The organism is Mesorhizobium sp. M3A.F.Ca.ET.175.01.1.1 (assembly GCF_004791945.1).
Classification (GTDB): domain Bacteria; phylum Pseudomonadota; class Alphaproteobacteria; order Rhizobiales; family Rhizobiaceae; genus Mesorhizobium.
On the sequence record NZ_SRTP01000008.1, the window covers coordinates 220,566 to 244,765 of the forward strand.

The 24,200-nt window shown below is 64.8% G+C and carries 25 protein-coding genes; 5 read left to right on the forward strand and 20 right to left on the reverse strand.

The window, feature by feature from the left end:
- Positions 1 to 102: 102 nt before the first annotated feature.
- The 5 genes from EN818_RS19735 to sdhC are packed head-to-tail and all read right to left on the reverse strand — an operon-like array spanning position 103 to position 3,970.
- Positions 103 to 882 carry a succinate dehydrogenase iron-sulfur subunit gene (locus EN818_RS19735; protein ID WP_095804856.1) on the reverse strand — a complete coding sequence of 260 codons (780 nt, stop codon included), beginning with the start codon at positions 880 to 882 and terminating at the stop codon, positions 103 to 105.
- Entirely contained in the window at positions 882 to 1,316 is a 435-nt protein-coding gene (locus EN818_RS19740; RefSeq protein ID WP_095804857.1) for a DUF3052 domain-containing protein, read from the reverse strand. The genes EN818_RS19735 and EN818_RS19740 overlap by 1 nt, the downstream gene beginning before the upstream one ends.
- 2 nt (positions 1,317 to 1,318) lie before the next feature.
- Positions 1,319 to 3,148 carry a succinate dehydrogenase flavoprotein subunit gene (sdhA, locus tag EN818_RS19745; protein ID WP_095804858.1) on the reverse strand — a complete coding sequence of 610 codons (1,830 nt, stop codon included), beginning with the start codon at positions 3,146 to 3,148 and terminating at the stop codon, positions 1,319 to 1,321.
- A gap of 4 nt (positions 3,149 to 3,152) precedes the next feature.
- The gene (gene sdhD, locus EN818_RS19750; RefSeq protein ID WP_095804859.1) at positions 3,153 to 3,548 is read right to left on the reverse strand and encodes a succinate dehydrogenase, hydrophobic membrane anchor protein; all 396 of its coding nucleotides are present in this window, start codon (positions 3,546 to 3,548) and stop codon (positions 3,153 to 3,155) included.
- On the reverse strand, positions 3,548 to 3,970 hold the full coding sequence (gene sdhC, locus EN818_RS19755) for a succinate dehydrogenase, cytochrome b556 subunit (protein ID WP_095804860.1): 423 nt from the start codon (positions 3,968 to 3,970) through the stop codon (positions 3,548 to 3,550). Before sdhC ends, sdhD begins: the two co-directional genes overlap by 1 nt.
- A gap of 517 nt (positions 3,971 to 4,487) precedes the next feature.
- On the opposite strand from sdhC, the gene EN818_RS19760 reads away from it, so the two are divergent.
- Entirely contained in the window at positions 4,488 to 4,844 is a 357-nt protein-coding gene (locus tag EN818_RS19760) for a hypothetical protein (RefSeq protein ID WP_095804861.1), read from the forward strand.
- On the opposite strand, the gene EN818_RS19765 is transcribed toward EN818_RS19760, so the two are convergent.
- Entirely contained in the window at positions 4,828 to 6,027 is a 1,200-nt protein-coding gene (locus EN818_RS19765; protein WP_095804975.1) for a GGDEF domain-containing protein, read from the reverse strand. The genes EN818_RS19760 and EN818_RS19765 overlap by 17 nt on opposite strands.
- A 107-nt stretch (positions 6,028 to 6,134) precedes the next feature.
- Positions 6,135 to 7,331 carry a GGDEF domain-containing protein gene (locus tag EN818_RS19770; RefSeq protein ID WP_095804862.1) on the reverse strand — a complete coding sequence of 399 codons (1,197 nt, stop codon included), beginning with the start codon at positions 7,329 to 7,331 and terminating at the stop codon, positions 6,135 to 6,137.
- A gap of 147 nt (positions 7,332 to 7,478) precedes the next feature.
- Here EN818_RS19770 and EN818_RS19775 point away from each other — a divergent pair, with 147 nt between their 5' ends.
- The gene (locus EN818_RS19775; RefSeq protein WP_095804863.1) at positions 7,479 to 7,784 is read left to right on the forward strand and encodes a hypothetical protein; all 306 of its coding nucleotides are present in this window, start codon (positions 7,479 to 7,481) and stop codon (positions 7,782 to 7,784) included.
- Positions 7,785 to 7,855: 71 nt separating this feature from the next.
- On the opposite strand, the gene leuC is transcribed toward EN818_RS19775, so the two are convergent.
- The 6 genes from leuC to rplS form a co-directional block, all read right to left on the reverse strand.
- Entirely contained in the window at positions 7,856 to 9,265 is a 1,410-nt protein-coding gene (leuC, locus tag EN818_RS19780) for a 3-isopropylmalate dehydratase large subunit (RefSeq protein WP_095804864.1), read from the reverse strand.
- Positions 9,266 to 9,548: 283 nt separating this feature from the next.
- Positions 9,549 to 10,184 carry a class I SAM-dependent methyltransferase gene (locus tag EN818_RS19790; RefSeq protein WP_095804865.1) on the reverse strand — a complete coding sequence of 212 codons (636 nt, stop codon included), beginning with the start codon at positions 10,182 to 10,184 and terminating at the stop codon, positions 9,549 to 9,551.
- A 110-nt stretch (positions 10,185 to 10,294) separates the two neighbouring features.
- Positions 10,295 to 11,107, reverse strand: coding sequence for an amino acid ABC transporter permease (locus EN818_RS19795; RefSeq protein WP_095804866.1), 813 nt, complete (start codon positions 11,105 to 11,107; stop codon positions 10,295 to 10,297).
- 267 nt (positions 11,108 to 11,374) lie between these two features.
- On the reverse strand, positions 11,375 to 12,172 hold the full coding sequence (locus EN818_RS19805) for a transporter substrate-binding domain-containing protein (RefSeq protein WP_095804977.1): 798 nt from the start codon (positions 12,170 to 12,172) through the stop codon (positions 11,375 to 11,377).
- Between the two features lie 248 nt (positions 12,173 to 12,420).
- The gene (locus EN818_RS19810; RefSeq protein WP_095804867.1) at positions 12,421 to 13,242 is read right to left on the reverse strand and encodes a class I SAM-dependent methyltransferase; all 822 of its coding nucleotides are present in this window, start codon (positions 13,240 to 13,242) and stop codon (positions 12,421 to 12,423) included.
- Positions 13,243 to 13,335: 93 nt separating this feature from the next.
- Positions 13,336 to 13,866 carry a 50S ribosomal protein L19 gene (rplS, locus tag EN818_RS19815; protein ID WP_095804868.1) on the reverse strand — a complete coding sequence of 177 codons (531 nt, stop codon included), beginning with the start codon at positions 13,864 to 13,866 and terminating at the stop codon, positions 13,336 to 13,338.
- A gap of 403 nt (positions 13,867 to 14,269) precedes the next feature.
- On the opposite strand from rplS, the gene EN818_RS19820 reads away from it, so the two are divergent.
- Positions 14,270 to 15,022: a sulfite exporter TauE/SafE family protein gene (locus tag EN818_RS19820; protein WP_095804870.1), complete on the forward strand. Its 753-nt coding sequence runs from the start codon at positions 14,270 to 14,272 to the stop codon at positions 15,020 to 15,022.
- On the opposite strand, the gene trmD is transcribed toward EN818_RS19820, so the two are convergent.
- Together trmD and rimM are read right to left on the reverse strand one after the other, a co-directional pair.
- A complete protein-coding gene (gene trmD / locus EN818_RS19825) occupies positions 15,004 to 15,705 on the reverse strand; it encodes a tRNA (guanosine(37)-N1)-methyltransferase TrmD (RefSeq protein WP_095804871.1) in 702 nt (233 codons plus the stop codon). The two genes, EN818_RS19820 and trmD, sit on opposite strands and share 19 nt — an antisense overlap.
- Positions 15,702 to 16,298 (reverse strand): ribosome maturation factor RimM, encoded by a 597-nt coding sequence (gene rimM, locus EN818_RS19830; RefSeq protein WP_095804978.1) that lies wholly within the window; start codon positions 16,296 to 16,298, stop codon positions 15,702 to 15,704. Before rimM ends, trmD begins: the two co-directional genes overlap by 4 nt.
- A gap of 95 nt (positions 16,299 to 16,393) precedes the next feature.
- Here rimM and EN818_RS19835 point away from each other — a divergent pair, with 95 nt between their 5' ends.
- On the forward strand, positions 16,394 to 17,332 hold the full coding sequence (locus EN818_RS19835; RefSeq protein ID WP_095804979.1) for a tyrosine recombinase XerC: 939 nt from the start codon (positions 16,394 to 16,396) through the stop codon (positions 17,330 to 17,332).
- 372 nt (positions 17,333 to 17,704) lie between these two features.
- Positions 17,705 to 18,769, forward strand: coding sequence for a TraB/GumN family protein (locus EN818_RS19840; RefSeq protein WP_095804872.1), 1,065 nt, complete (start codon positions 17,705 to 17,707; stop codon positions 18,767 to 18,769).
- Positions 18,770 to 19,410: 641 nt separating this feature from the next.
- On the opposite strand, the gene lpdA is transcribed toward EN818_RS19840, so the two are convergent.
- The 5 genes from lpdA to odhB form a co-directional block, all read right to left on the reverse strand.
- The gene (gene lpdA / locus EN818_RS19850) at positions 19,411 to 20,817 is read right to left on the reverse strand and encodes a dihydrolipoyl dehydrogenase (protein WP_095804874.1); all 1,407 of its coding nucleotides are present in this window, start codon (positions 20,815 to 20,817) and stop codon (positions 19,411 to 19,413) included.
- 23 nt (positions 20,818 to 20,840) lie between these two features.
- Positions 20,841 to 21,596: an SDR family oxidoreductase gene (locus tag EN818_RS19855; RefSeq protein WP_095804875.1), complete on the reverse strand. Its 756-nt coding sequence runs from the start codon at positions 21,594 to 21,596 to the stop codon at positions 20,841 to 20,843.
- Positions 21,593 to 22,102 carry a hypothetical protein gene (locus tag EN818_RS19860; protein WP_095804876.1) on the reverse strand — a complete coding sequence of 170 codons (510 nt, stop codon included), beginning with the start codon at positions 22,100 to 22,102 and terminating at the stop codon, positions 21,593 to 21,595. The genes EN818_RS19855 and EN818_RS19860 overlap by 4 nt, the downstream gene beginning before the upstream one ends.
- Positions 22,102 to 22,830: a DUF4241 domain-containing protein gene (locus EN818_RS19865; RefSeq protein ID WP_095804877.1), complete on the reverse strand. Its 729-nt coding sequence runs from the start codon at positions 22,828 to 22,830 to the stop codon at positions 22,102 to 22,104. Before EN818_RS19865 ends, EN818_RS19860 begins: the two co-directional genes overlap by 1 nt.
- Positions 22,831 to 22,900: 70 nt before the next feature.
- The gene (odhB, locus tag EN818_RS19870) at positions 22,901 to 24,187 is read right to left on the reverse strand and encodes a 2-oxoglutarate dehydrogenase complex dihydrolipoyllysine-residue succinyltransferase (RefSeq protein ID WP_095804878.1); all 1,287 of its coding nucleotides are present in this window, start codon (positions 24,185 to 24,187) and stop codon (positions 22,901 to 22,903) included.
- Positions 24,188 to 24,200: the final 13 nt, after the last annotated feature.

Consider the following 24,200-nt stretch of genomic DNA (forward strand, 5'->3'; position numbering starts at 1 on the left):
AAAGCCGCGATGACAGCCAATCTCCCCACCCGTGGTGAAGATGTCCGGCAGGACAGAGGGGGGCGCTAAGGATCGCTACCAAAGACGCTGAGCGGCCAGATTCTAAACCCGCCGCTCCACCATCATCTTCTTGATCTCCGCGATCGCCTTGGCCGGGTTGAGCCCCTTGGGGCAGGTCTGGGCGCAGTTCATGATGGTGTGGCAGCGATAGAGCCGGAACGGATCCTCGAGGTTGTCGAGCCGCTCGCCCTTGGCCTCGTCGCGGCTGTCGATCAGCCAGCGATAGGCCTGCAGCAGCACCGCCGGACCGAGATAACGGTCGCCGTTCCACCAATAGCTCGGGCAGGAGGTGGAGCAGCAGGCGCACAGGATGCACTCATAGAGCCCGTCCAGCTTCTCGCGGTCCTCATGGCTCTGCAGCCACTCCGTGGCGGGCGTCGGCGACACCGTCTTCAGCCACGGTTCGATCGAGGCGTGCTGGGCATAGAAATTGGTGAGGTCGGGCACCAGGTCCTTGATCACCGGCATATGCGGCAGCGGATAGACCTTGACCGCGCCCGAAATGTCGTCGCAGCCCTTGGTGCAGGCCAGCGTGTTGGAGCCGTCGATGTTCATGGCGCAGGAGCCGCAAATGCCCTCGCGGCAGGAGCGGCGCAGCGTCAGCGTCGGATCGATCTTGTTCTTGATGTAGAGCAAGGCGTCGAGCACCATCGGCCCGCAATCGTCCATGTCGACGAAATAGGTGTCGATGCGCGGATTCTCGTCATCGTCGGGCGACCAGCGGTAGATGCGATATTCGCGCAGGTTCGTGGCGCCCTCCGGCTTCGGCCAGGTCTTGCCCTGCTTGATTTGCGAATTCTTCGGAAGCGTGAGTTCGACCATTACCTGCGGTCCTTTCGGATGACGAGCTTCAGCCCGGACCAGATTTCGTTAACGGCTGCGACCTTGACGTCGACCAGATCGCGCTTGAGCGCCTCGGCGCGGATCACGTCCTCGGTGACGTCGGTCGGCACCTTCGAGGCCTTCTTCGGCCAGGAAACCCAAACCATGCCGTCGCGCTTGATCGCCGCCTCGATCCCGGTAAGTCCGCCCTCGATCTCGGCTCTCTGCCGCGTGAAGGCATGCACGGCATCGTATTTCTGATTGCCCGAAATCGCGGCCCATTCGGCCAGCCGGTCCACTTCGGCAAAATCCACGGCTTCAGCCAGGCCTTCGAGCTCGGCCGGCAAGGCGATGAAGGCGGCAACCATGCCGTCCTTCAGGCCGAGCTTGGCCGGCAGGGGCGTGCCGGAATATCCCGCGGCCGCCAGCGCCATGGTCAGTACACCCGCGCCTTCGGCGCGATCTTGGCCAGGCTGATGCCGCCGTCCTTCTCCGCCAGCTGCGGCTCCGTGTGCACCGGCCGGTAGCTGAGCGTCACCCTGCCGTCCTCGCCGACATGGGCCAGCGTGTGCTTGCGCCAGGCGGCATCGTCGCGGGCCGAGAAATCTTCGCGCGCATGTGCGCCGCGGCTCTCCTTGCGCGCCTCGGCGCCGTAGACGGTGGTGATGGCGTTGACCATCAGGTTTTCCAGTTCCAGCGTCTCGACCAGGTCGGAATTCCAGATCATCGAGCGATCGAAGACCTTCAAGTCCTTGAGCTCGCCCCAGATCTGCGAAATGCGCTGGCAGCCTTTCTCGAGCGATTCCTGCGTGCGGAACACGGCCGCGTCTTCCTGCATCGCCCGCTGCATCTTCTCGCGCAAGGCGGCTGTCGGCGTCGAGCCGTTGGCGTGGCGCAGCCTGTCGAAGCGGTCCATGATCTTCTCGACCGAAGCGGCATTGGGCGACGGGATCTGCGACTTGCGGTCGATGACCTGGCCGGCGCGGATCGCCGCGGCGCGGCCGAACACGACGAGATCGATCAGCGAGTTGGAGCCCAGCCGGTTGGCGCCGTGCACGGAAGCGCACCCGGCCTCGCCCACGGCCATCAGCCCAGGCGACACGCGGTCGGGGTTTTCCAGGGTCGGGTTCAGCGCCTCGCCCCAGTAATTGGTCGGCACGCCGCCCATATTGTAGTGCACCGTCGGCAGCACCGGGATCGGCTCCTTGGTGAGGTCGACGCCGGCGAAGATCTTGGCCGATTCCGAGATGCCCGGCAGCCGCTCGGCGAGCACGGCCGGATCGAGATGGTCGAGGTGCAGGAAGATGTGGTCCTTGTTCTTGCCGACGCCGCGGCCCTCGCGGATCTCCAGCGTCATGCAGCGCGAGACGACATCGCGCGAGGCAAGGTCCTTGGCCGACGGCGCGTAGCGCTCCATGAAGCGCTCGCCTTCGGAGTTGACGAGATAGCCGCCCTCGCCGCGCGCACCTTCGGTGATCAGGCAGCCGGCGCCGTAGATGCCGGTCGGGTGGAACTGCACGAATTCCATGTCCTGCAGCGGCAGCCCGGCGCGCGCTGCCATGCCGCCGCCGTCGCCGGTGCAGGTATGCGCCGAGGTGGCGGAGAAATAGGCGCGGCCGTAACCGCCGGTTGCCAGCACCACCATCTTCGCCGAGAAGCGGTGGATGGTGCCGTCGTCGAGGTTCCATGCGACCACGCCGGTGCAGGTGCCGTCCGGCTCCATGATCAGGTCGAGCGCGAAATACTCAATGAAGAACTGGGCGTTGTTCTTCAGCGACTGGCCGTAGAGCGTGTGCAGGATGGCATGGCCGGTGCGGTCGGCGGCCGCGCAGGTGCGCTGCACCGGCGGCCCGTCGCCATAATTCATCATGTGGCCGCCGAACGGCCGCTGATAGATCTTGCCCTCTTCGGTGCGCGAGAAAGGCACGCCGTAATGCTCGAGTTCGTACACAGCGGCCGGCGCCTCGCGCACCATATATTCCATGGCGTCGACGTCACCCAGCCAGTCCGAACCCTTGACGGTGTCATACATGTGCCACTGCCAGGAATCGGGCCCCATGTTCGACAGCGAGGCAGCGATGCCGCCCTGCGCCGCCACCGTGTGCGAGCGCGTCGGAAAAACCTTGGTGATGCAGGCGGTGCGCAGGCCCTGCTCGGCCATGCCGAGCGTCGCGCGCAGGCCGGCGCCGCCGGCGCCGACGATCACCACATCGAATTTGTGGTCGACGAAATCATAGGCGGAAGCCGAGGTGTTTGCGTTGGCCAAGGCTTCAGCCTCCGAATGCGAGTTTGAGCAGGGCGAAGAGCGAAGCGACGCCGACAGCGATTGCGAAGAATGTGTTGAGGGCGATCAGCGCAAGCCTCATGCCCTCGCCATGCACATAGTCCTCGATGATCACCTGCATGCCGAGCCGCATGTGGTAGAGGGCGGAGATGAGCACCAGGGCCAGCACAAGCGCGACGAACGGATTGGCAAGGGCTGCCCGCACCTCCGCATAGCCGTGCCCGTTGATGGCAATGAGAAAGCCGACGAAGAACAGGATCAGCGGGATATTGGCGACCGCCGTCAGCCGCTGGCGCCAGAAATGGCCGGTGCCTTCCCGGGCCGAGCCGAGGCCGCGGACCTTGCCGAGCGGGGTGCGCATGTCCGTGTTGTTCGCGCTCATTACAAAGCCCCCCGCGCCATGTAGCCGGCGACCCAGATCAGCAACGTGAGCGCGATCGAGCCGGCGAGCGTTGCCCAGGCGATCCTCGAGGCGGTGTGTTTTTCGAGCCCCGCCCCGGTGTCCCAGATGAGATGACGCAGTCCGCCGAGCATATGGTGCATCAGCGCCCAGGTGTAGCCGAAGAGGACGAGCCGGCCGAGCCAGGAGCCGAATGCCCAGTTGACCCAGTCGAACGCGGCCTGCGAGCTCGACGCCGCGATCAGCCATGCCGCCACCAGCAGTGTGCCGAAGTAGAGCGCGCCGCCGGTGATGCGATGGATGATCGACATCGTCATGGTGATTGGCGGGCGATAGATGGTCAGATGCGGCGAAAGCGGCCGTTCACGTCTGGCAGATGCGCGGGTGGCTGGTGATTGGCTCATGGCTCCCCCAGTTCGGCGTCGGCGTCCCGGAGCTTGGAATGCGGCATGGCCGCTTTCCGGATGCGACTTCGGACAGCCGGTTTCTAATGCGCTTTTTGCACCGCGTCAAAGCCGGAAAATCGTTTTGGAAAAGTCATTTAGTCTGAAAAAAGGAGAGGAATTCGCTTCAATCGATTAGCGCGCCTGTGCCAACCCGGCGCAGCGTCGCTGCAGTGCGAGATGCCGAGGAGGATTTGGTCGCGCCGCCATCTGCAGATCAGTGGCGCCGAGGCCTTTCTCGTCACCAGCGCTTCTCGCGCCCCAATCACGTTTGCGTCATGGGCCATCTTAACGTCACCCCACTGGCAGAGCGGTCGTCGGGATGTGCGCCGCCGCCCGCAAAATTAACCATGTTTATCAAGATATGGCCGCAAAACCTGCCTGGCTCTTAACAAAGGTTAAGAAAGGGTTAATTTCTGATTCGAACGAAGTCCGGAACGCGATTCATCAGGGTCGCACCGAATGATTGGAGGGCGACATGCGTTCGAATTCCATGCGTACGAGCCTTGCAGCACTGATGTTGGCCGCATGCGCCATCGCAGTTGCGGTACCGGCCGAAGCCGGCCTGCGCCACCACGACCGCGTCTATGCCGATTCCTTCGGCAACCTCGTCATCGACAGCGCCGCCGGCTACAAGCGCATCATCGTCGGTGAGGGCAAGCTGGCCAAGGAAATGTCGGGCTACACAGGCGGCGCCCAGCCAGGCGTGATCTACGACGAATCGGACGACGCCTGGGCTCCCGGCTGCTACCAGCCCCCGGTCTTCGTGAAGGGCCGCAGCTACATGTACGGGCTTTCCGACGGCGAGATGCCCAATCTCAGCCCTTGCCGCTGATCGGCTTGTTCTGCCGTCCCGTAGGTCCGGGTGAAACCCGGACGCAGTCGCGACCGGCGCCCTTGGCCTGATAAAGCGCCTCGTCGGCGCGCCGCAGGAGGCCTGAAAAATCTTCTTCCGCGGCCAGTTCTGCAACGCCGAAGCTCGCGCTGCAGCGGTATTCGATGGGCAGGCCGTCAATCGGCAGAGCGCCGAAAGCGCTGCGCGCGCCCTCGGCAAACAGCCGCGCGGCGGCCAGATTGGTGCCCGGCAGGATGATGGCGAATTCTTCGCCGCCGATGCGGCCGGCCACGTGGTGCTCGGCCGCCGCTTCGCGCAGGAAACCGGCAAAGGTCTCGATGACGAGATCGCCGCAGGCATGACCGTAGCTGTCGTTGATGCCCTTGAAATGATCGAGATCGGCGATGACCAGCGCCACCGGAACCCCTTGGCGGACGGCGTCTCCCATGGCGAGCTCCGCATGGCGCTCGAAACCGCGGCGGTTGAGCAGCCGCGACAGCACGTCGGTTTCGGATTTCGACGTCGCTTCGGCAAGCACGTCGCGCACCAGGATGGCCAGCGCCAGCAGCGCCAGGGCCAGGCCGAACACGGTGCCGAGCGACTGTGAGACAAGCGCATAGCTGGTCTGCACGTAGGATTGCGGATTGGCGCCCCAGCCGCCGAGCGCGCCGGCGATGAAAGGCTTCGAGGCGAACTGGATGGCGCTGGCAGCCAGCACCGTCATCAAAAGGTGATCGAGCCGCCCGCGCCTTTGCCTCGATGACCCGACGATAATCAGAGCGGTCGACTGCATGGCGGCATAGGGGAGCTGGTAGGCCATCATGCGGGTGAGCGAGTGGCGCGGCAGATCCTGAACCGTGAAGACGCCGACCGATGCGACAGCGAGGAAGAACAGCATCGGCGCCCAGGGTGGCGCGACGCCATATTTGTGTGCAAGCCCGCCATTGAAGGCGATCGTGGCCGCCAGGAAGACGGCAAAGGCGGCAACGACCGGCAAGCGCGCATCGTCGAAGGCGGGAATGGCGAACTCGGCGGCGAAATAGGCCATGCCGAGCATATAGCTGAAGGCCAGCCAGCGAGCGGCAACCCGGCCGACCTCATGTATAGCGAGCGTCATGAAGGACGCCGCCAGCAGCCCGGCGACGAACAGATTGATCACCAGGATGATGTCGGCGCTGCCCATGATTCTTTCGAAGGATATGCCGGCAGAGAAGACCATCCAGGCGCGAAAAAGAGGTTAACGCGCGCGGAAGGCGTCTGGGAGTTTCCGCCCCGGAACTGGACTGGCTTTCACCCGACGCCGAGCGGTTCGGCGACGAAAACGGTTTCCGGCCGCTCATACGACAGCCGCACGCTGTCGCGGCCGTTCTTCTTGGCCTTGTAGAGCGCCTCGTCGGCGCGGCGCATCAGCGGCACCAGCCCCTCGTTGCCGGTGCGGGCGGCGACGCCGAAGCTGGCGGTCACCCTGGTGCCCGGCGGCAGCCCGTCGATCGCGCCGACCGAATAGAAGGTGCGGATCGCCTCGGCGAAGAGGCGGGCCGAGGCGAGGTCGCTGAGCGGCAGCAGCACCGCGAATTCCTCGCCGCCGATACGGCCGGCGGCGCCGCGGGTTCCCGTGGCGAAGCGCAGTTTGGCGGCGAAATCGGCAATCACCCTGTCGCCCGCCTCATGCCCGTACTGGTCGTTGAGAGCCTTGAAGTGATCGAGGTCGGCAAGCACCATGGCGACCGGGAACCCGGCCTTGCCGCACTGCTCAAGCAGTTGCGCCGCCCGTTCCTCGAAGCCGCGGCGGTTGAGCAGTCCGGACAGCGGATCGGTATGGGTCTCGGCCTTCAGCGCCTTCATCACGTCGAGCGCCGCCGCCGTGAACAGGCAGAGCGCGATGAGCAGCGACAGCAAGGCATGCGAGAGCAGCGCCGTGGTCCAGTAGGACGAGTCGTAGAATCCGTCATAGCTCGGGAATGGTCCATGCGCGATGACGACGACCAGTGTGCGCAGGATGAAGTTCAGCCCGGAAAGCAGCGACAGCGCGAACAAGATTTTTTGGGTCGGGCCCTCGTTGCGCACGGTCCTGAGTTCGGCGGCGACCACCAGGCTCAAGGCGCCGAAACCGAAATTCATCGAAAGGATACGCCAGGCGAGATCCGGCTGGACGAACATGAACCACGAAAAGGCAGCAAGCCCCCCGCCGGTGGTGAGCGCGATGCCGACAAAGGGTACGCGCCTGCCGAAGCGCGCCACGACCGCGCTGGATAGGCAGCAGGCCGCAGCCGTGAAGCAGATGTTGGAAATGAGCTTGGTCGGCATCATGCCGACGGGGAGAGTGAAGTATTGGAACAGGAAGCCAAGCGCCGAGAGACAGTAGCTTGCCGCCAGCACCGCCAGATAGGGACGATGGCGCTGATGGAACCACAGCACGAGGAACGCAGCGCCGAGGGCCAGCGCTATCGTCGGATTGAGCAGCGCTATGAGCAGACCGGTGTCCAAAGGACTGTGGCTTTCCCCGCTTGACCCTGGGGCAGATGCTAGACCGGAAGCACGAACAAGCCGTTAAGCGAAATCCGAAGGATCTCAGCAACCCACCGGAACCGGCACCCGCAAGCGGCGTTTTCCGGCCAGACAGGAGTGATGCCTATGGCCGACACAATCACCTTGACCGATCACGACGCGATCCGTTCCTGGGCGGCGGCGCGAGCCGGTTTTCCGGCCATTGTCGACGTCTCGCCCGAAGCCGGGACGCAGGCCATGCTGCGTCTGGTGTTTGGCCAGCACGCCTATGAGGACGACGACCGGCCGGAGCGGCCGATGAATGCCGGCGGCTACGAACTGGTCGAATGGGACGAGTGGTTCAAGGTCTTCGACGAACGAAAATTGGCGCTGGTGGTGGCCGCCGACGAGCCCGGCCGGCGCGAACAGTTTCACAAGATCGTTCGCAGGTAACCGACAAGCCTGCAAGCAGAAGGCCCGGACCGCAGCGCGATCCGGGCCTTTTTTGCATTTGGTGCCGGCGACTATTTCCAGTCGCGGATGTCCACGAAATGGCCGGCGATCGCCGCCGCTGCCGCCATCGCCGGCGACACCAGGTGGGTGCGGCCCTTGAACCCTTGGCGTCCCTCGAAATTGCGGTTCGAGGTCGAGGCGCAGCGCTCATGCGGCTTCAGCCGGTCGTCGTTCATGGCCAGGCACATCGAGCAGCCCGGCTCGCGCCAGTCGAAGCCGGCGGCGACGAAGATCTTGTCGAGCCCCTCGGCCTCGGCCTGTTCCTTGACCAGGCCGGAGCCCGGCACGATCATGGCATTGACGCGCGGATTGACCTTCTTGCCCTCGACCACCTTGGCGGCGGCGCGCAGATCTTCGATGCGGCCGTTGGTGCAGGAACCGATGAACACCCGGTCGAGCGCGATGTCGGTGATCTTGGTTCCCGGCGTCAGCCCCATATAGTCGAGCGCGCGCAGCTTGGATGAGCGCTTGTTCTCGTCGGCAATGTCTTCCGGATTGGGCACAACGCCCTGCACCGAAACGACGTCCTCCGGCGAAGAGCCCCAGGAGACGATCGGCGGCAGCTTCTGCGCGTCGAGCACGACCACCTTGTCGAAATGCGCGCCTTCGTCCGAATGCAGCGTCTTCCAATAGGCCATTGCCGCGTCCCAGGCCGCACCCTTCGGCGCGCGCGGCTTGTCCTTGACATAGGCGAAGGTCGTCTCGTCCGGCGCGATCAGGCCGGCGCGCGCGCCGCCCTCGATCGACATGTTGCAGATCGTCATGCGGCCTTCCATCGACAGCGAGCGGATCGCCTCGCCGGCATATTCGATGACATAGCCGGTGCCGCCCGCGGTGCCGATTTCGCCGATGATGGCGAGGATGATGTCCTTGGCGGTGACGCCTTCCGGCAGCGTGCCGTCGACCCGCACCAGCATGTTCTTGGCCTTGCGCTGGATCAGCGTCTGCGTCGCCAGCACATGCTCGACCTCCGAGGTGCCGATGCCATGCGCCAATGCTCCAAAGGCACCGTGCGTGGAGGTGTGGCTGTCGCCGCACACGATGGTCATGCCGGGCAGGGTAAAACCCTGTTCCGGTCCGATGATGTGGACGATGCCCTGGCGGATATCGTTCTCGGAGTAGTAGTCGATGCCGAAATCCTTGGCGTTCTTGGCCAGCGCCTCGACCTGGATGCGGCTCTCCTCGTTCTTGATGCCGAACTTGCGCTCCGGCGAGGTCGGCACATTGTGGTCGACCACGGCGAGCGTCTTTTCCGGATGCCGGACCTGGCGGCCGCTCATGCGCAGGCCTTCGAAGGCCTGCGGGCTGGTGACCTCGTGCACGAGGTGGCGGTCGATATAGAGCAAGCAGGTGCCGTCGTCCTGGCGGTCGACGACATGGTCGTCGAAGATCTTGTCGTAGAGGGTGCGCGGTGCGCTCATGTGCGTAAATCCGTCGATGTGAAAATGGGAAGGTGCCTGTGCCGAACCATGCAACCCGGCAAGGGCGAGGAGGCGACGTCGGCTCAGCTAAGTCGGCTGGTGAGCGCGCCGCAGACGCGCGCGGCAAATCGCGACGGCAGGCGCTTTCTGTCCTGCAGCACGAAACCCTTATAGGCCGGATCGCCGAAAAGCTCTTCCATGGCGGGGTAGATAGCAATGTTTTGGCTTTTCGGCAATTGCGGTAGCTTTGCCTTCTCCGCTTGTGGGAGAAGGGAAGCCGCCCTCACAACACCTCGAACACAAAAGTCCGCACCAGCGCTTCCGGGTCGCCGATCGCATAGCAGCGGAACCACGGGCTCTGCTCGACCAGCCGCCATTTCTTCGCCTGCGTGAGCTCATCGAACACAGCCTGGAAGCCGCCGCTCTCGAACACCTGGTCGCGCACGGTGAAAATGGCGTGGCCGCCGCTTTTCGTGATCCGCACCAATTCATGCAGGCCGGAAGCCGGTGCGTGGCCGATCGTGAAGACGCCGGCCGAGAAGAAGGCACGAAAATGCCCGTCCGGCCAGGGCATCGGGCCGCCGAGCATCGCCTTCTTGAGCTCGCTATAGGCGTTGCGGCTGCCGGCAAGCTTGAGCATGTCGTCGGACAGGTCGAGCCCGGCGATGTCGCCATAGCCCAGCGCCTTCAGCGACGGCCCCGACAGGCCGGTGCCGCAGCCGGCATCGAGCAGAGGCCCTTCGCCCGAAGGCACATGGCGCGCCACCCAGGCGGCGATCAGGAACGGCAGCAGATAGCCGAGCGAGGCGGTCTCGCTGTCATAGGTCGCCGCCCATTCGGCGTAAGCCTTGGCCAGCGCTTCCGGCGTGTCGGACGTATATACCGAGTCCAGCGCCGCATTGGCCTTGTCGAAATTCATCGGTCGGTTTCCTCCGCGCCGGGATGCATGTCGCCCAAAACTGTGCAGCGGTTTTGGGACAACGACATGCATCGAACAACGACAATCGTAGCGCCGTCTTCGCCCGCCGGCTATTCCTGATGCTGGCGGCGCAACCGCCGCTCGAACGCCCGCAGCGCCAGCGACAGGCCGACGGTCAGGATGAGGTAGATGTAAGCGACGATCGAATAGGTCTCGAAGAAGCGGAACGAGCCGGCGGCATAGACCTTGCCCATCTGGGTGATGTCGGCGACGCCGAGCACCGAGACCAACGAGGAATCCTTGACCATCGCGACGAAATCGTTGCCGAGCGGCGGCAGGATGGTGCGGATCGCCTGCGGAAACACGATCAGCCGGAAGCGCTGCACCCGCGACAGCCCGAGTGCTTTCGCCGCCTCGATCTGACCCTTCTCGACGGCCTGGATGCCGGCGCGGAAAACTTCCGAAATGAAGGCCGAATAACCGATGGTCAGCGCCATGATGGCGCGCCACAAAAGCGAGACGTCGCGGACCAGCAATTCGCCGAGATAGCCGGCGCTCTGCAAGGGCGCCGTCAGCGCGTTCCACGCCGCCACGAAGGCCGGCGCGCCGGCAAAGGCGATCCAGAACAAAAGCACCAGGATCGGCACGCCGCGGATGATCTCGACATAGAAGCGCGCGACCTGGCGCAGCAGGCGCGAGCGCGACAAGGCCATCAGCGCCAAGCCCAGCCCGATCGCGGAGGCCAGCGCGAAGGCGACCACGGTGACGAAGATGGTGATGCCGATGCCCTTGGCGACGATGGCGAAGACCTGGGCATAGAGATCGCTGGTGGCGATGAAGAGCGCCGTCGCCAATGCCAAGGCAAGCGTGGCTGCCAGCCACCAGGGGAATTCGGGTCTGGTGGTGGAGGTTGCGGGCGGCATCAAGCGGCGCCGGCGAGATAGTCGCGGAAGCTGCGTTCCGGCACACCCCCCTCTGCCCTGCCGGGCATCTCCCCCGCAAGGGGGGAGATCAGATGTCGCCTCGGCTTTCGCGAATTTTCAACGCCGCAGAATTGGGCGAGAGGCCAAGACTGCCAATCTCCCCCCTTGCGGGGGAGATGTCCGGCAGGACAGAGGGGGGTGTGAAGGAATGAAACCTTTGCAGGCTTCGGCCCGCCACTGTCGCGTGTCATTGACAGCAAAGGAGGCTCACTGCCCCATCTTGTAATCAAGGAACCACTTCTTGTTGAGCGCATCGAGCGTGCCGTCGGCCTTGAGCGCGGCGATGGCGGCGTTGACCGGCTTCACCAGCTCCGAGCCTTTCGGGAAGATGAAGCCGAAATCCTCGGTGCCGAGCGGGCCGCCGATCAGCTTGAGCTTGCCTTCGGAAGCGTCGACATAGCCCTTGCCGGCGGTGCCGTCGGTCAGCACGACGTCGACGTCGCCCGACTTCAGCGCCTGGACGCTGGCGCCGAAGGTCTCGAACAGCTTGATGCGCGGATTCTGCTCGTTGCCGTCGAGCACGCTGTAGACGGCGGTATAGAAGGGCGTGGTGCCGGCCTGCGCGCCGATCAGCCCGTCTTTGAAGGCGGCAAAGCTCTTGGCGTCGGTGAAGCGGCTCTCGTCGCCGCGCACCAGCATGAACTGCTCCGAGCGCATATAGGGATCGGAGAAGTCGACCTTCTCCTTACGCTCGTCCTTGATGGTGATGCCGGTCATGCCGATGTTGTACTGGTTGTCGGAAACCGCCTGGATCATCGCGTCCCAGGAGGTGTTCTGATATTCGACCTTGAAATTCAGCCGCTTGGCGATCTCGTCCATCGCGTCATATTCCCAGCCGATCTGCTTGCCGGTCTTCTTGTCGACGAACTGCAGCGGCGGGTAGGCATTCTCCGTCACCACCACGACCTTCTTGCCGCCGAGGTCGGGCAGCGTGTCGGCCAGCGCCGCGACGGGCGCAAGAAGGCAGGCCAGCATGGCGGCCAGCAGCAGTTTCGACTTGGTCATGACAAACTCCCCGCAGGTGATTGGCCGCGCATTGGCCGCGCGCCACCAGAAAAAATCCGGCGCCGACTTTAGCCTTCCGCAAGCGCCTTGCAAGCCGATCCGCTGCGGCGATGCGCGTGGGCGTGGCTTCCCATCCTTCCGAACGGTCGCTTCGAGAACCCTCTTTCCGCGATCAGCCCGACCCGACGCCTCGCGCAAGCCGGCCATATTGGCCGTCAACACGCGAGCGATTTTTCTCCGAGCTCGATTCAGCGCTTGGTGGCGCCGATCGACACGGAAAGCGGGATCTTGGTGACGTCGGCCGGGAGCGCGTAGAGCCCCTCGCCTGCCTCGACCATATAGGGAAATTCCTTCCACCCCAGCATGGCATGCTCGTTGAGGAAGTCGATCGCCATGTCCGATGCGATGAGCGCATTGATGACGTCGCTCAACGGGTGGATCCACTCATAGTTCAGGCGATGGGTCAGTGGCCGCTCGTCGCCCGTATAGGTATGCGTGTCGTGCCATTCCAAGGGCGCCTGCCGTGGTGTCCGCCAATCGAGCAGCAGACCCGGCCGGTCGGTCTTGCGGCCGCATTGGAACATCGTCGGATGGCCGTCGAGAAAATAGAGTTTCCCGCCAGGCCGCAGCAGGCTGGCGACCACCTTGGCCCAGCTGAAAATGTCGTCCAGCCAGATGGTGGTGCCCCAGGTGACATAGACGAGATCGTAATAATCGTCGAGCGCCGCCACCGCGTCATAGACCGAGGCCTCGACGAAGCGCGCCTCGACGCCGGCCTGCTCGGCAAAGCTGCGCGCCGCGGCCAGCGCCTTGGGCGCGAAGTCCAGTCCGGTCACGCTTTTCGCGCCAAGGTGCTTCAGGCTTATCGTGTCGAGCCCGATATGGCATTGCAGATGGGCAATATCCTTGCCGGCAATTCGGTTGCCGACCTCCCGCATCTCCAGCGCCGTCAGGCTTGTACCGCCGGCCAGCACCTTGTCGATCGGATAGTATCGGCGCGCTGCATCGCTGGTGTGCAGTTCTGCTCGATTATTCCAATTGGAGCGATTTGCCCTCGCAAAAGCATCCACCCAAATCACCCCCAAAGCAAATAAGGCGGCCGAAGCCGCCCCTATTGCTAAGAGATGTTATGTAAAACGCAAGAGACGTCGTTAAGAAATTATTTACTCTGCCGCGGCTTCCTTGGCAGCCTCGGCGGCGGCCTTCTTCTCGGCGGCATCCTGCGCGGCCTTCTCGACGGCCAGCGCCTCGGCGGCGGCGACCTTCTCGGCCTCGATGCGGGCACGCTCGGCGTTCAGCGCGTCACGTTCCTCGTCGTTGAGCTTGCGGGCGCGAACGCCGGTATTTTCCGAAATGCGGGCCGACTTGCCGCGGCGATCACGCAGGTAATAGAGCTTGGCGCGGCGCACCTTGCCGCGGCGCACGATCTCGACGCCCTCGACCATCGGCGAGTAGACGGGGAAAACGCGCTCGACGCCTTCGCCATAGGAAATCTTGCGGACGGTGAAATTCTCCTGGAAGCCCGAGCCGGAGCGGGCGATGACGACACCCTCATAGGCCTGGACGCGGGTGCGGCTGCCTTCGGTGACGCGAACCTGGACACGCACGGTGTCGCCGGGCTGGAATTCGGGCAGCTTGCGCTTGGCTTCGATCTTGGCGGCCTGCTCGGCCTCGAGCTGACGGATGAGATCCATCTCAAAAATCCTCTTCTTGTTCTTCCGACAGTCAGAGCGTCCTCATCTCGCCTTGCAGTTCCAACGACCGCTCGGCTATGCCCTTTGCGATAGCATCGGACAGGGACGGCTACACCGCCATTGTTGACGGGCCCGAAAGATCGTTCTTCCGGTTCGGGCGGCCACATACCGCTATTTCGGCGCTTTGTCACGCCTTATTGCACGTCGCCCGCAAGTGTGTGCGGTTCTGGCACGACGACATGCATCGAAACAAGGACTTATAAGCGCGCGCCGCTCTTCAGCGCGACGCGCCTTGAAGGCATATTTTTCGCGCCTATGGCATCATCGTATTGTGTCCGTGTCGGGTTGCGCCAGCCGCGCAGGCTTCCTAAGCGGGGAACGGTCTAAGTCCCTCGGGTTCCCAATGACATTCTTCGATGCCTTCCTGCTCTTCCTCGCGGGCTTTGTCTCTGGCGCGGTCAACGCCGTCGCCGGCGGCGGCACCTTCATCACCTTCGGTGCCATGACCCTGGTCGGCCTGCCGCCGATCGTCGCCAACGCCACCTCCTCGGTGACCCAGTTCCCCGGCTACATCACCTCGACGCTGGCCTATCTCGACGACATCAGGCATTTCTGGCGCCAGGCGCTCCTGCTTTGCCTGATATCCGCCTGCGGTGCGCTGGCCGGCTCGCTCATCCTGCTCGCGCTCTCCAATCCGTCCTTTCGCGCGCTGGTGCCCTGGCTGCTGATCGCCGCGACCGCTTTGTTTGCCGCCGGACCGTGGTTGAAGCCGGCGGCGGGACCCGAGCACCAGGCCTCGCTCGGCTCAGTCGCCGGGTCGCTGGCGCAATTCCTGACCTCGGTCTATGGCGGCTTCTTCGGCGCCGGCATGGGCGTCATGATGCTGGCGACCCTCGGCCTGACGCAAGCCGGCGACTATCACAAACTGAATGCCCTGAAGAACATGCTGGCCGTGGTCATCGCGGCCATCGCCATAGTGGTCTTCGTTTCCGGCGGAGTGATCGCCTGGCCGCAGGCGATAATCATGATCCCGGGCGGCGCTTTCGGCGGCTATGCCGGGGTGTGGATCGCCAGGCGCGTGCCGCAAGGCGTCGTGCGTGGCTTCGTCGTCGGCGTCGGCCTGTTCCTGGCGTTTTATTACTTCACCAAGGGGTGAGCCGCCGTCAGCAGGTCCGGGCGCCGCTCCCTGGTCAGCTTCAGCGCCTCGGCGCGGCGCCATTCCGCGATCTTCTTGTGGTTGCCGGAGTTCAGCACCTCGGGGATCGGCCTGCCTTCGAATTCCTGCGGCCGCGTGTAATGCGGATGCTCGAGCAGGCCACACTCGAAACTCTCTTCCTCGCCCGACACGGCATTGCCCATCACGCCAGGCAGGAGCCGCACCACGGCGTCGAGCAGCACGAGTGCCGCCGGCTCGCCGCCCGACAGGATGAAGTCGCCGATCGAGACTTCCTCCAGAGCTCGCGCCTCGATCAGCCGCTGGTCGACGCCCTCGAAACGGCCGCAAAGGATGACGGCGCCCGGCCCGGCGGCGAGTTCCCGCACGCGCGCCTGGGTCAGCGGTCGCCCGCGCGGGCTCATCAGCAGGCGCGGGCGCGGATCGCCCGGCGGCGAGGCATGGTCGACGGCCTTGGCCAGCACGTCGGCGCGCATCACCATGCCGGCGCCGCCGCCGGCTGGCGTATCGTCGACGGTGCGATGGCGATCGGTGGCGAAATCGCGGATCTGGATCGCCTCCAGCGACCAGGTGCCCGCCTCCAGCGCCCGGCCGGCGAGCGACAGCCCGAGCGCGCCCGGAAACATCTCCGGATAGAGCGTCAGCACCGAGGCGGCAAAGCTCACCGGTTGCCCCCGGCATCCTTCGGCCCGCGCGGCCGGCCCTTCGGGTCGAACCCGGGCTGACCGGGCGCCTCGCTCTCCTCCTCCTCGACCAGTCCCGCCGCCATGGGATCGACCTGGACAAAGCCATCGGCGATCGACACATGCGGCACCGCGGCCTGGGTGAACGGGATCAGCACGCCCTTGCGACCGGCAATCGTGACGTCGAGTATGTCGCCGCCGCCGAAATTGTGCACCGCGACGACCCTGCCGATGACACCGGTATCGTCCCTCACCTCCAGGCCGATCAGGTCGGCGTGGTAGAACTCGTCCTCCTCGCCATCGTCCGGCAGCACCGAGCGGTCGACGAACAGCTCCGTGCCGGCAAGCGCCTCGGCGGCGTTGCGGTCGCCGATCCCTTTGAAGCGCACCACCACGACCGTGCCTGCCGGCCGGATATCGAGGATGTGGAAGACGCGGCCGTCCTTGGCCTGGAGCGGTCCGTAATCGGCCAGCGCCAGCGGATCGCCGGTGAAGGTCTTGACCCGCAATTCGCCCTTGATGCCGTGCGCGGCGCCGATCACGGCCATCTGGACGGGGTTCTGGAGCTTGGACATCGGCATTTCCTTTGCTTTGCTCTAACGCCGGCCAGCCGCCATTTCAATGATCGCCTATTCACGGCTTGCTAACCACGCTGCCCGAAGATGCCGCCATGCAGGAATTCCTCATCCCGGCAAAGCCCGATCTTCAGAGAGCGCGCGAGAACTGGCTGAAGATGCTGGCGCGCGAGCGCCGGCTGTCGCCGGAGACGGTGGAGGCCTATGAGCGCGACACGCGCCAGTTCCTGCAGTTCCTGACCGGACATTGCGGCGGCCCGCCCGGAATTTCGGACATTGCCGACCTGCGTCCGGCCGATCTGCGCGGCTTCCTCGCTGCGCGCCGCAACGAAGGCGTCGGCGCCCGCACGCTCGGCCGCGGCCTTGCCGGCATCCGCTCGCTGCTGCGCTTTCTCGAAAAGCGCGGCCTCGTCAACGCGGCCGGTGCGACAGCCCTTCGCGCACCGCGCCAGCCGAAATCGCTGCCCAAGCCGCTGACCGCGAGCGATGCAAAACAGGTCGTTTCCGTGGAAGGCCAGCTCGCCGAAGAGCCCTGGATCGCGGCTCGCAACGCCGCCGTGCTGACGCTGCTTTATGGCTCCGGCCTGCGCATCTCGGAAGCGCTCGGCCTGTCGGGAGCGGATCTTGCCGCCGAAACCGACACCGTGCTGCGCATCACCGGCAAGGGCGGCAAGACGCGGCTGGTCCCGGTGCTGCCGGTGGCGCTCCGGGCGGTCGTCGAATACCGCCGGCTCTGTCCCTACCACATCGATCCGAAGGGGCTGCTGTTCCGCGGCGCCCGTGGCGGTCCGCTCAATCCGGCCATCGTCCAGCGCGAGATGGCCAGGCTGCGCTCGGCCCTCAACCTGCCGGACACGGCGACGCCGCATGCCTTGCGCCATTCCTTCGCCACGCATCTGCTCGGCCGCGGCGGCGATCTGCGAACCATCCAGGAACTGCTCGGCCACGCCAGCCTGTCGACCACGCAGGTCTACACCGGCGTCGACACGGCAAGGCTGCTCGAAATTTATGAGCAGTCGCATCCGCGGGCGTGACCGCTAGCGGCGCGCTCTCGTCGAGGGACAACATGGGATTGGGGCGAAGCCGCCACACGTCGTCATACCAGGGCGAAGCAGGAGCGAAGCTCCGTCGCGGAGACCCTGGTATCCATGCCGTGACCCTGGCCGAGGAGTGCAACGGAGCAGAATACTGCACCGTGGCACAGCGCAGAAGTCGCGGCATGGATCCTCGGGTCTGCGCCGCGTCGCTTCGCTCCTTGCTCCGCCCGTGGATGACGAGGGATGGGCGGCCTAACTAACCATCAGATATTCCGTCTGAGAACTAGGCGATTGTCAAAACTGCACCCGGAAACAATTTCACCCCGCCGGTTAACCGTTTTGCCGCTTTTTGAGCTTAAGAAGCGAGCCATGAAACGCGTCATCGCCATCGCCGACCGCGCGGCCCTAGTCTCGTTGAAGCTGCTTGCAGCACTCAACCTGCTGTTTTTCCTGTCCTTCATCCTTGTCCTGCTGCTTGCCGGCAGAGCGCATGCGGAAGCGCCCGCCTGCGGCGGCGCCGATCTACTGGCCGGTCTCGAGAAGACCGATCCCGCCGCCTTCAAGAAGGTCGAGGCCGAGGCCGCCGCGGTTCCGAACGGCAAGGGCCTGCTGTGGAAGCTGGAGAAGTCAGGCGAAAAACCTTCCTATCTGTTCGGCACCATGCACGTGACCGACGCGCGCGTCACCACATTGCCAACCGTGGCGCAGCAGGCTTATGACGGCGCCGACACGATCATCATCGAGACCACCGAAGTGCTCGACAAGAAGAAGATGATGGCCGCCATCGCCGCCGATCCCAACCTGATGATGTTCACCGACAACACCACGCTGTCGTCGCTGCTCTCGCCCGAGGACGCAGCCGTGCTGAACAAGGGGCTCGATGCGCGCGGCATTCCGCCGGCGACGGTTGCCAAGATGAAGCCTTGGATCCTGTCGGCGATGGTGGCGCTGCCCGCCTGCGAAGTCGCCCGCCAGGCCGCTGGAGAGCCTGTGCTCGACGTCAAGCTCGCCTCCGAGGCCAAGGCCAACGGCAAGGCGGTCGAAGGCCTGGAAACCGTTGCCGACCAGCTGCGCGCCATGGCTTCGCTGCCGCTCGCCTTCCACATGAAGGGCCTGGTCGACACGTTGCGGCTTGGCGACAAGGCCAACGACCTCAACGAAACCATGATCATTCTCTACCAGCGCGGCGAGATCGGCATGTTCTGGCCGCTGTTCAGCACCGTGCTGCCCAACGCGGAGGACGATCAGGCCGGCTACGCCGCCTTCGAGCAGACCATGATCACCAGCCGCAACAAGGTGATGGTGGACCATGCCCAGCCGATTCTGGCCAAAGGCAATGTCTTCATGGCGGTCGGCGCGATGCATCTTCCCGGCCCCGAAGGACTGGTCGAGGATTTCCGCAAGGCAGGGTATACTGTTACCGCCGTCAACTGAGTCGTCTGGCGGCTGGGGCCCGGAAAACGCCGGTTTTTCAGCGCTTTCCGTCCGCCGGCGTGAAACCGAATCGCGGGATCGCGCGTTGATGGCTGTTGATTGAAGGCTTTCATTCCAAGGAGGACACGTTTTATGGCGAACCCTAACGATCCCTTCACCCCTCCGAGCACGCCGCCCTCGTCGAGTGGCGGAGGTGGCAGCGGATGGCTGATCGCCCTTGTTGTCATTATCCTGGCCGTTGTTGCGTATTATGTCTTTGGCAGAAGCGGCGGCGAGCATGCCCCGGCGCCCGCTGAACCGCCGGCAGCAAGCACGCCGGCCCCTGCACCGGCGCCTGCTACGCCTGCTCCTGCGCCAGCCCCGGCGCCCGAGCCTGCCCCGGCCCCAGCACCGGCCCCCGCGCCGGCTCCCGCGCCTGCACCGGCTCAGTAATCAGGCCCAGCTCAATGACGAACGGCCCGCCGAGAGGCGGGCCGTTTTGTTTCGGCTGTGACCTGGCAGAGGCCTTTTTAGAAAGCCGCTCCGGTGAGTCAGCTGGCGTGGTTTTCGAGAACCGGAGCGGAGCGTACTTAAAGTACGTGAGCACCGGAAGCGCAGAAAACCGCGCCAGATGGCCGCCGGAGTGGGTTTATGAAAGGCCTCTAAATATGGATCGGCTTGAAGAACGTGGCGAGTGCCGCTTCCTTCACCGCTTCCGACATCGTTGGATGCGCATGGCAGGTGCGGGCGAGGTCCTCCGAGGAACCGCCGAATTCCATCAGCACCGCCGCCTCATGGATCATCTCGCCGGCGCCGAAGCCCATGATATGAACGCCGAGCACACGATCGCTGGCCTTGTCGGCGAGGATCTTCACGAAGCCGTCCGTATGCAGCATGGCGCGGGCGCGGCCATTGGCGCTGAACGGAAATTTTCCGACCTTGTAGTCGATGCCGCCCTTCCTCAGTTCCTCCTCGGTTTTGCCGACGGAGGCGATTTCAGGGCTGGTGTAGACGACGCTGGGGATGACGTCGTAGTTCACATGGCCGGCTTGGCCGGCAATCGTCTCGGCCACCGCGACGCCCTCGTCCTCTGCCTTGTGCGCCAGCATCGGCCCGGCGATGACGTCGCCGATGGCATAGATGCCGGGCACGTTGGTCCGCAGATGACCGTCGGTCTTGACCCGGCCGCGTTCGTCCATCTCGACGCCCGCTTCCTTGAGTCCGAGGCTGTCGGCATAGGGACGGCGGCCGGTGGCGATCAGCACCACGTCCGCCTCGATGGTTTCCGCGGCACCGCCCTTCACCGGCTCGAACGTGACGCTGGCCCCCTTCTTGGTCTTGCCGACGCCGGTCACCTTGGCGCCGAGCCTGAACTCGAAACCTTGCTTGGACAGCAGCCGCTGGAACTGTTTCGACACTTCGCCATCCATGCCGCCGAGGAGGGTGTCGAGGAACTCGACGACTGTCACCTTGGCGCCGAGCCGCGCCCAGACCGAGCCGAGTTCCAGGCCGATGACGCCGCCTCCGACCACCACCAGTTGGCCAGGCACCTTGGGCAGCGACAGCGCGCCGGTGGAGGACACGATCACCTTCTCGTCGAAGTCGACCTTGACGCCGGGAATACCGGCGACGTCGGAGCCGGTGGCAATCACGATGTTCTTGGTCTCGATCTCCTCGACCTTGCCGTCCTCGCCGGTCACCGACACCTTCCCGGCACCGACCACCTTGCCGGTGCCGCGGAAGCTATCGATCTTGTTCTTCTTGAACAGGAAGGCGACGCCGCTGACGTTGGACGCCACCGTCGCATCCTTGTGCGCCAGCATCTTCTTCAGGTTGAGCTTCGGCGCACCCACCTCGATGCCGAGCGTATCGAAGGCATGGCCGGCCTCGGCGAACATCTCGGAGGCGTGGAGCAGCGCCTTCGAAGGAATGCAGCCGATGTTGAGGCAGGTGCCACCGAAGGTGGCGTTCTTCTCGACCACCGCCGTCTTCAGCCCGAGCTGCGCCGCCTTGATGGCGCAGACATAGCCGCCCGGTCCCGACCCGATGATTACGACGTCATAAGCCATGATCTTGTCCCTCTATCCGGCCTTCAGCGGCCGCCGCTCACATTCAGGATCGCGCCCGTTATATAGGAGGCTGCGTCCGACAGAAGATAAAGCACGGCGCTCGCGACTTCGTCGGCCGTGCCCGCCCTCTTCATCGGCAGCATGTCCTGCATCCGCGCCACCCGATCCGGCTGCCCGCCGGAGGCATGGATCTCGGTTTCGGTGATGCCGGGGCTGACCGCATTGACGCGCACGCCTTCGCTCACCACCTCGCGCGCCAGCCCGACGGTCATCGTGTCGATCGCGCCCTTGGAGGCGGCGTAGTCGACATACTCGCCCGGGGCGCCCAGCCTGGCGGCGGCGGAAGAGAGGTTGACGATCGCGCCGCCCTTGCCGCCGTGCCGGGTCGACATGCGCTTCACCGCCTCACGGGCGCAGACGAAGGAGCCGACGACATTGACGCGCATCATCCGCTCGACCCGCTCGGCGCTCATCTCGTCGATGCGCGCCTTGACGTCGACGATGCCGGCATTGTTGACGAAGGCGTCGAGCCGGCCAAAGGCCCGGTCGACCGCCTTGAACATCGTCATCACATCGGCCTCGTCGCCGACGTCGCCCTTCACAGCGATGGCTTGCCCGCCAGCGGCTTGGAGCTCGGCGACCAATGCATCGGCAGCCAGCCGGTTGGAGACATAGTTGACCGCCACCCGGTAGCCGGCCTGGCTGGCCTGCCGGCAGATTGCGGCACCGATGCCCCGGCTGCCGCCGGTGACCAGCAGCGTCTTCTTGTCCGCGCTCATTCCTGGCAGCCTTTCAGCGTAAAGACGTCCCACGGCACTTTGGAGAAACCGGCGGGACCATAGGCGGCCGACATCTCGAGCGACGGCCCGAGATCGGGAAAAATCAGGCTCTTCGGTGCATCGGTGCCTTCGGCCGGCAGCAGGCCTATCCCGCCCTTGTCGTCGGAACTGTAGATCACGCCTTCCCACACCGTGCAGGCGGCAAGCTCCTCGCCGGTGACATCTCCGGTCGGGCATTTGTACATCAGCGAGCCATGCGGCCGGCCCTGGCCCTCCGTCCACATGGCGATGCCGTCGAGCACGGTATTGTTGTCGAGAACCATGCGGAACGTGTTGGTGATCGTCGCCGAGGTGCCGCTCGGGGTGAAGTCGATCTCGGCGCCGCTCTTCGCCTCGCCATAGACGGCAAGTTGAATCGGGCAGGCGGCCTGGGCGGTGGAACTCGCGGCTGTGAGAGCCAGTGATCCGGCCAGAAATCCGATCAACGGCGACGCGACGTTGGTCATCAGTTAGCCTGAACGCCTTCGCGGCCATCGGCGTTTTCGAGCACTTCGAAGTCGGTCATCAAGACCAGCGGCTCGCCGGCCGCGTCCAGTCCCCAGAAGGATGGATAGATGCCGTCGCCCCAACCGCTCCAGAACATCGCGATGTTGGCTGGATTGCCGGTGACGGGGTGATGCATAACGAACCTGTCCTGGTTGGGCGCGAATTCGGCCGCCAACACGTCATCATAGTAATTCTGGTCGGGTTTGAGCTTGTCCTGTGCGGCCGACATCAGGGCCATCGCCGTCTTGTCCATGAACGAGCCCAGACCGGCATCGACAGGATAGCCGAAGACTTGGTCGCCATTCAGCGTCGAAACGTCCTGGCCGGGCAACGTGGCAAGCTCCCAGCGCACCGGGACGCCGGGACGAAAGCGAAGGAATGCCGCCGCGACACGACCCTGCGCCTCGAACAGCGAGACCCGGTAGCGCCCAGGCTTGACCTTGCGATCTAGCGCTGGCCAGTCGTCACCGGTCACCAGAGGATCGCAGGCGATGATCTCGCCGGTCGGCAGCTCGAGGTCGCCAATCGGCGTGACGGTGATCTTGCGCTCCGCCAATTGTGCATCGGTGAGCGCAAATATGCCGAGATTGCTGCTGGCCTTGGCCGGATCCCAATCGGCAAATGCAAGCGGCGGAATGGCGGCGGAGATTCCAAGCGGGACGATGCTGCGCCGAAAAACCCGCCGCAAGCCGCGCGCTGCCCGACCTATCCCGAACCCTAGCTGCTCCAGCCAGCCGCTCACGACGCGACCGGTCCGATCACAGATCGAGCACCAGCCGCTCCGGATCCTCCAGGCTTTCCTTGACGCGCACCAGGAAAGTCACCGCTTCCTTGCCGTCGACGATACGGTGGTCGTAGCTGAGCGCCAGATACATCATCGGGCGGATGACGATCTGGCCGCCGACCACCACCGGCCGGTCCTGGATCTTATGCATGCCGAGAATGCCGGACTGCGGCGCGTTCAGGATCGGCGTCGACATCAGCGACCCGTAGACGCCGCCATTGGAGATGGTGAAGGTGCCGCCCTGCATATCGGCGACGGCGAGCTTGCCGTCGCGCGCGGCGAGACCCAGCCGGCCGATCTCCTTCTCGATCTCGGCAATCGACATCTGGTCGGCATCGCGCACCACTGGCACCACCAGGCCCTTGTCGGTGCCGACGGCGACGCCGACATGGGCGAAATTCTTGTAGATGATGTCGGTGCCGTCGATCTCGGCATTGACCGCCGGGATTTCCTTCAGCGCATGCGTCACCGCCTTGGTGAAGAAGCCCATGAAGCCGAGCTTCACGCCGTGCTTCTTCTCGAACACGTCCTTGTACTTGGTCCTCAGCGCCATCACCGCGCTCATGTCCACCTCGTTGAAGGTGGTGAGCATGGCGGCCGTCGACTGCGCCTCCTTGAGGCGGCGCGCGATGGTCTGGCGCAGCTTGGTCATGCGCACCCGCTCCTCGCGCGAGGCATCGTCGGCCGTGGACGGCGCGCGGGCCGCCACAGGCGCGGAGGCCGGAGCCGCCTTCGGCGTTTCGGACGGCTGCGAGGGCGCGCCCTTGGCGATGGCGTCGAGCACGTCGCCCTTGAGCACCTGGCCGCGCTTGCCGGAGCCGGTGATCTGGTCCACCGCGAGATTGCTCTCGGCAATCAGCTTGGCTGCCGCAGGAGCCGGCGGCATGGTGCGCGGCTCGATCGGGCCGGCGTCGCCGGCCACCTTGGCGGTCTCGGCCGCGGCCTGCTTGACCGTGGAGGCGGCATTCGGGCTGGAAGCCTGTGCCACCGCCTGCGGCTTGGTCGCCGGCGCGGCCGCTTCGCCGCCTGCCGCAATCGAGCCGAGCAACGCGCCGACATTGACGGTTTCGCCTTCCTTGACGGTGATCTCGGAGAGCGTTCCGGCGCCCGCGGCAGGCACCTCCACCGTCACCTTGTCGGTTTCGAGCTCGACCAGCGGCTCATCGGCGGCGATCGCGTCGCCGACCTTCTTGAACCACTTGCCGACGGTCGCCTCGGTGACGGATTCGCCCAGAGTGGGGACGCGGATTTCGGTAGCCATTGTGCCTGTCCGT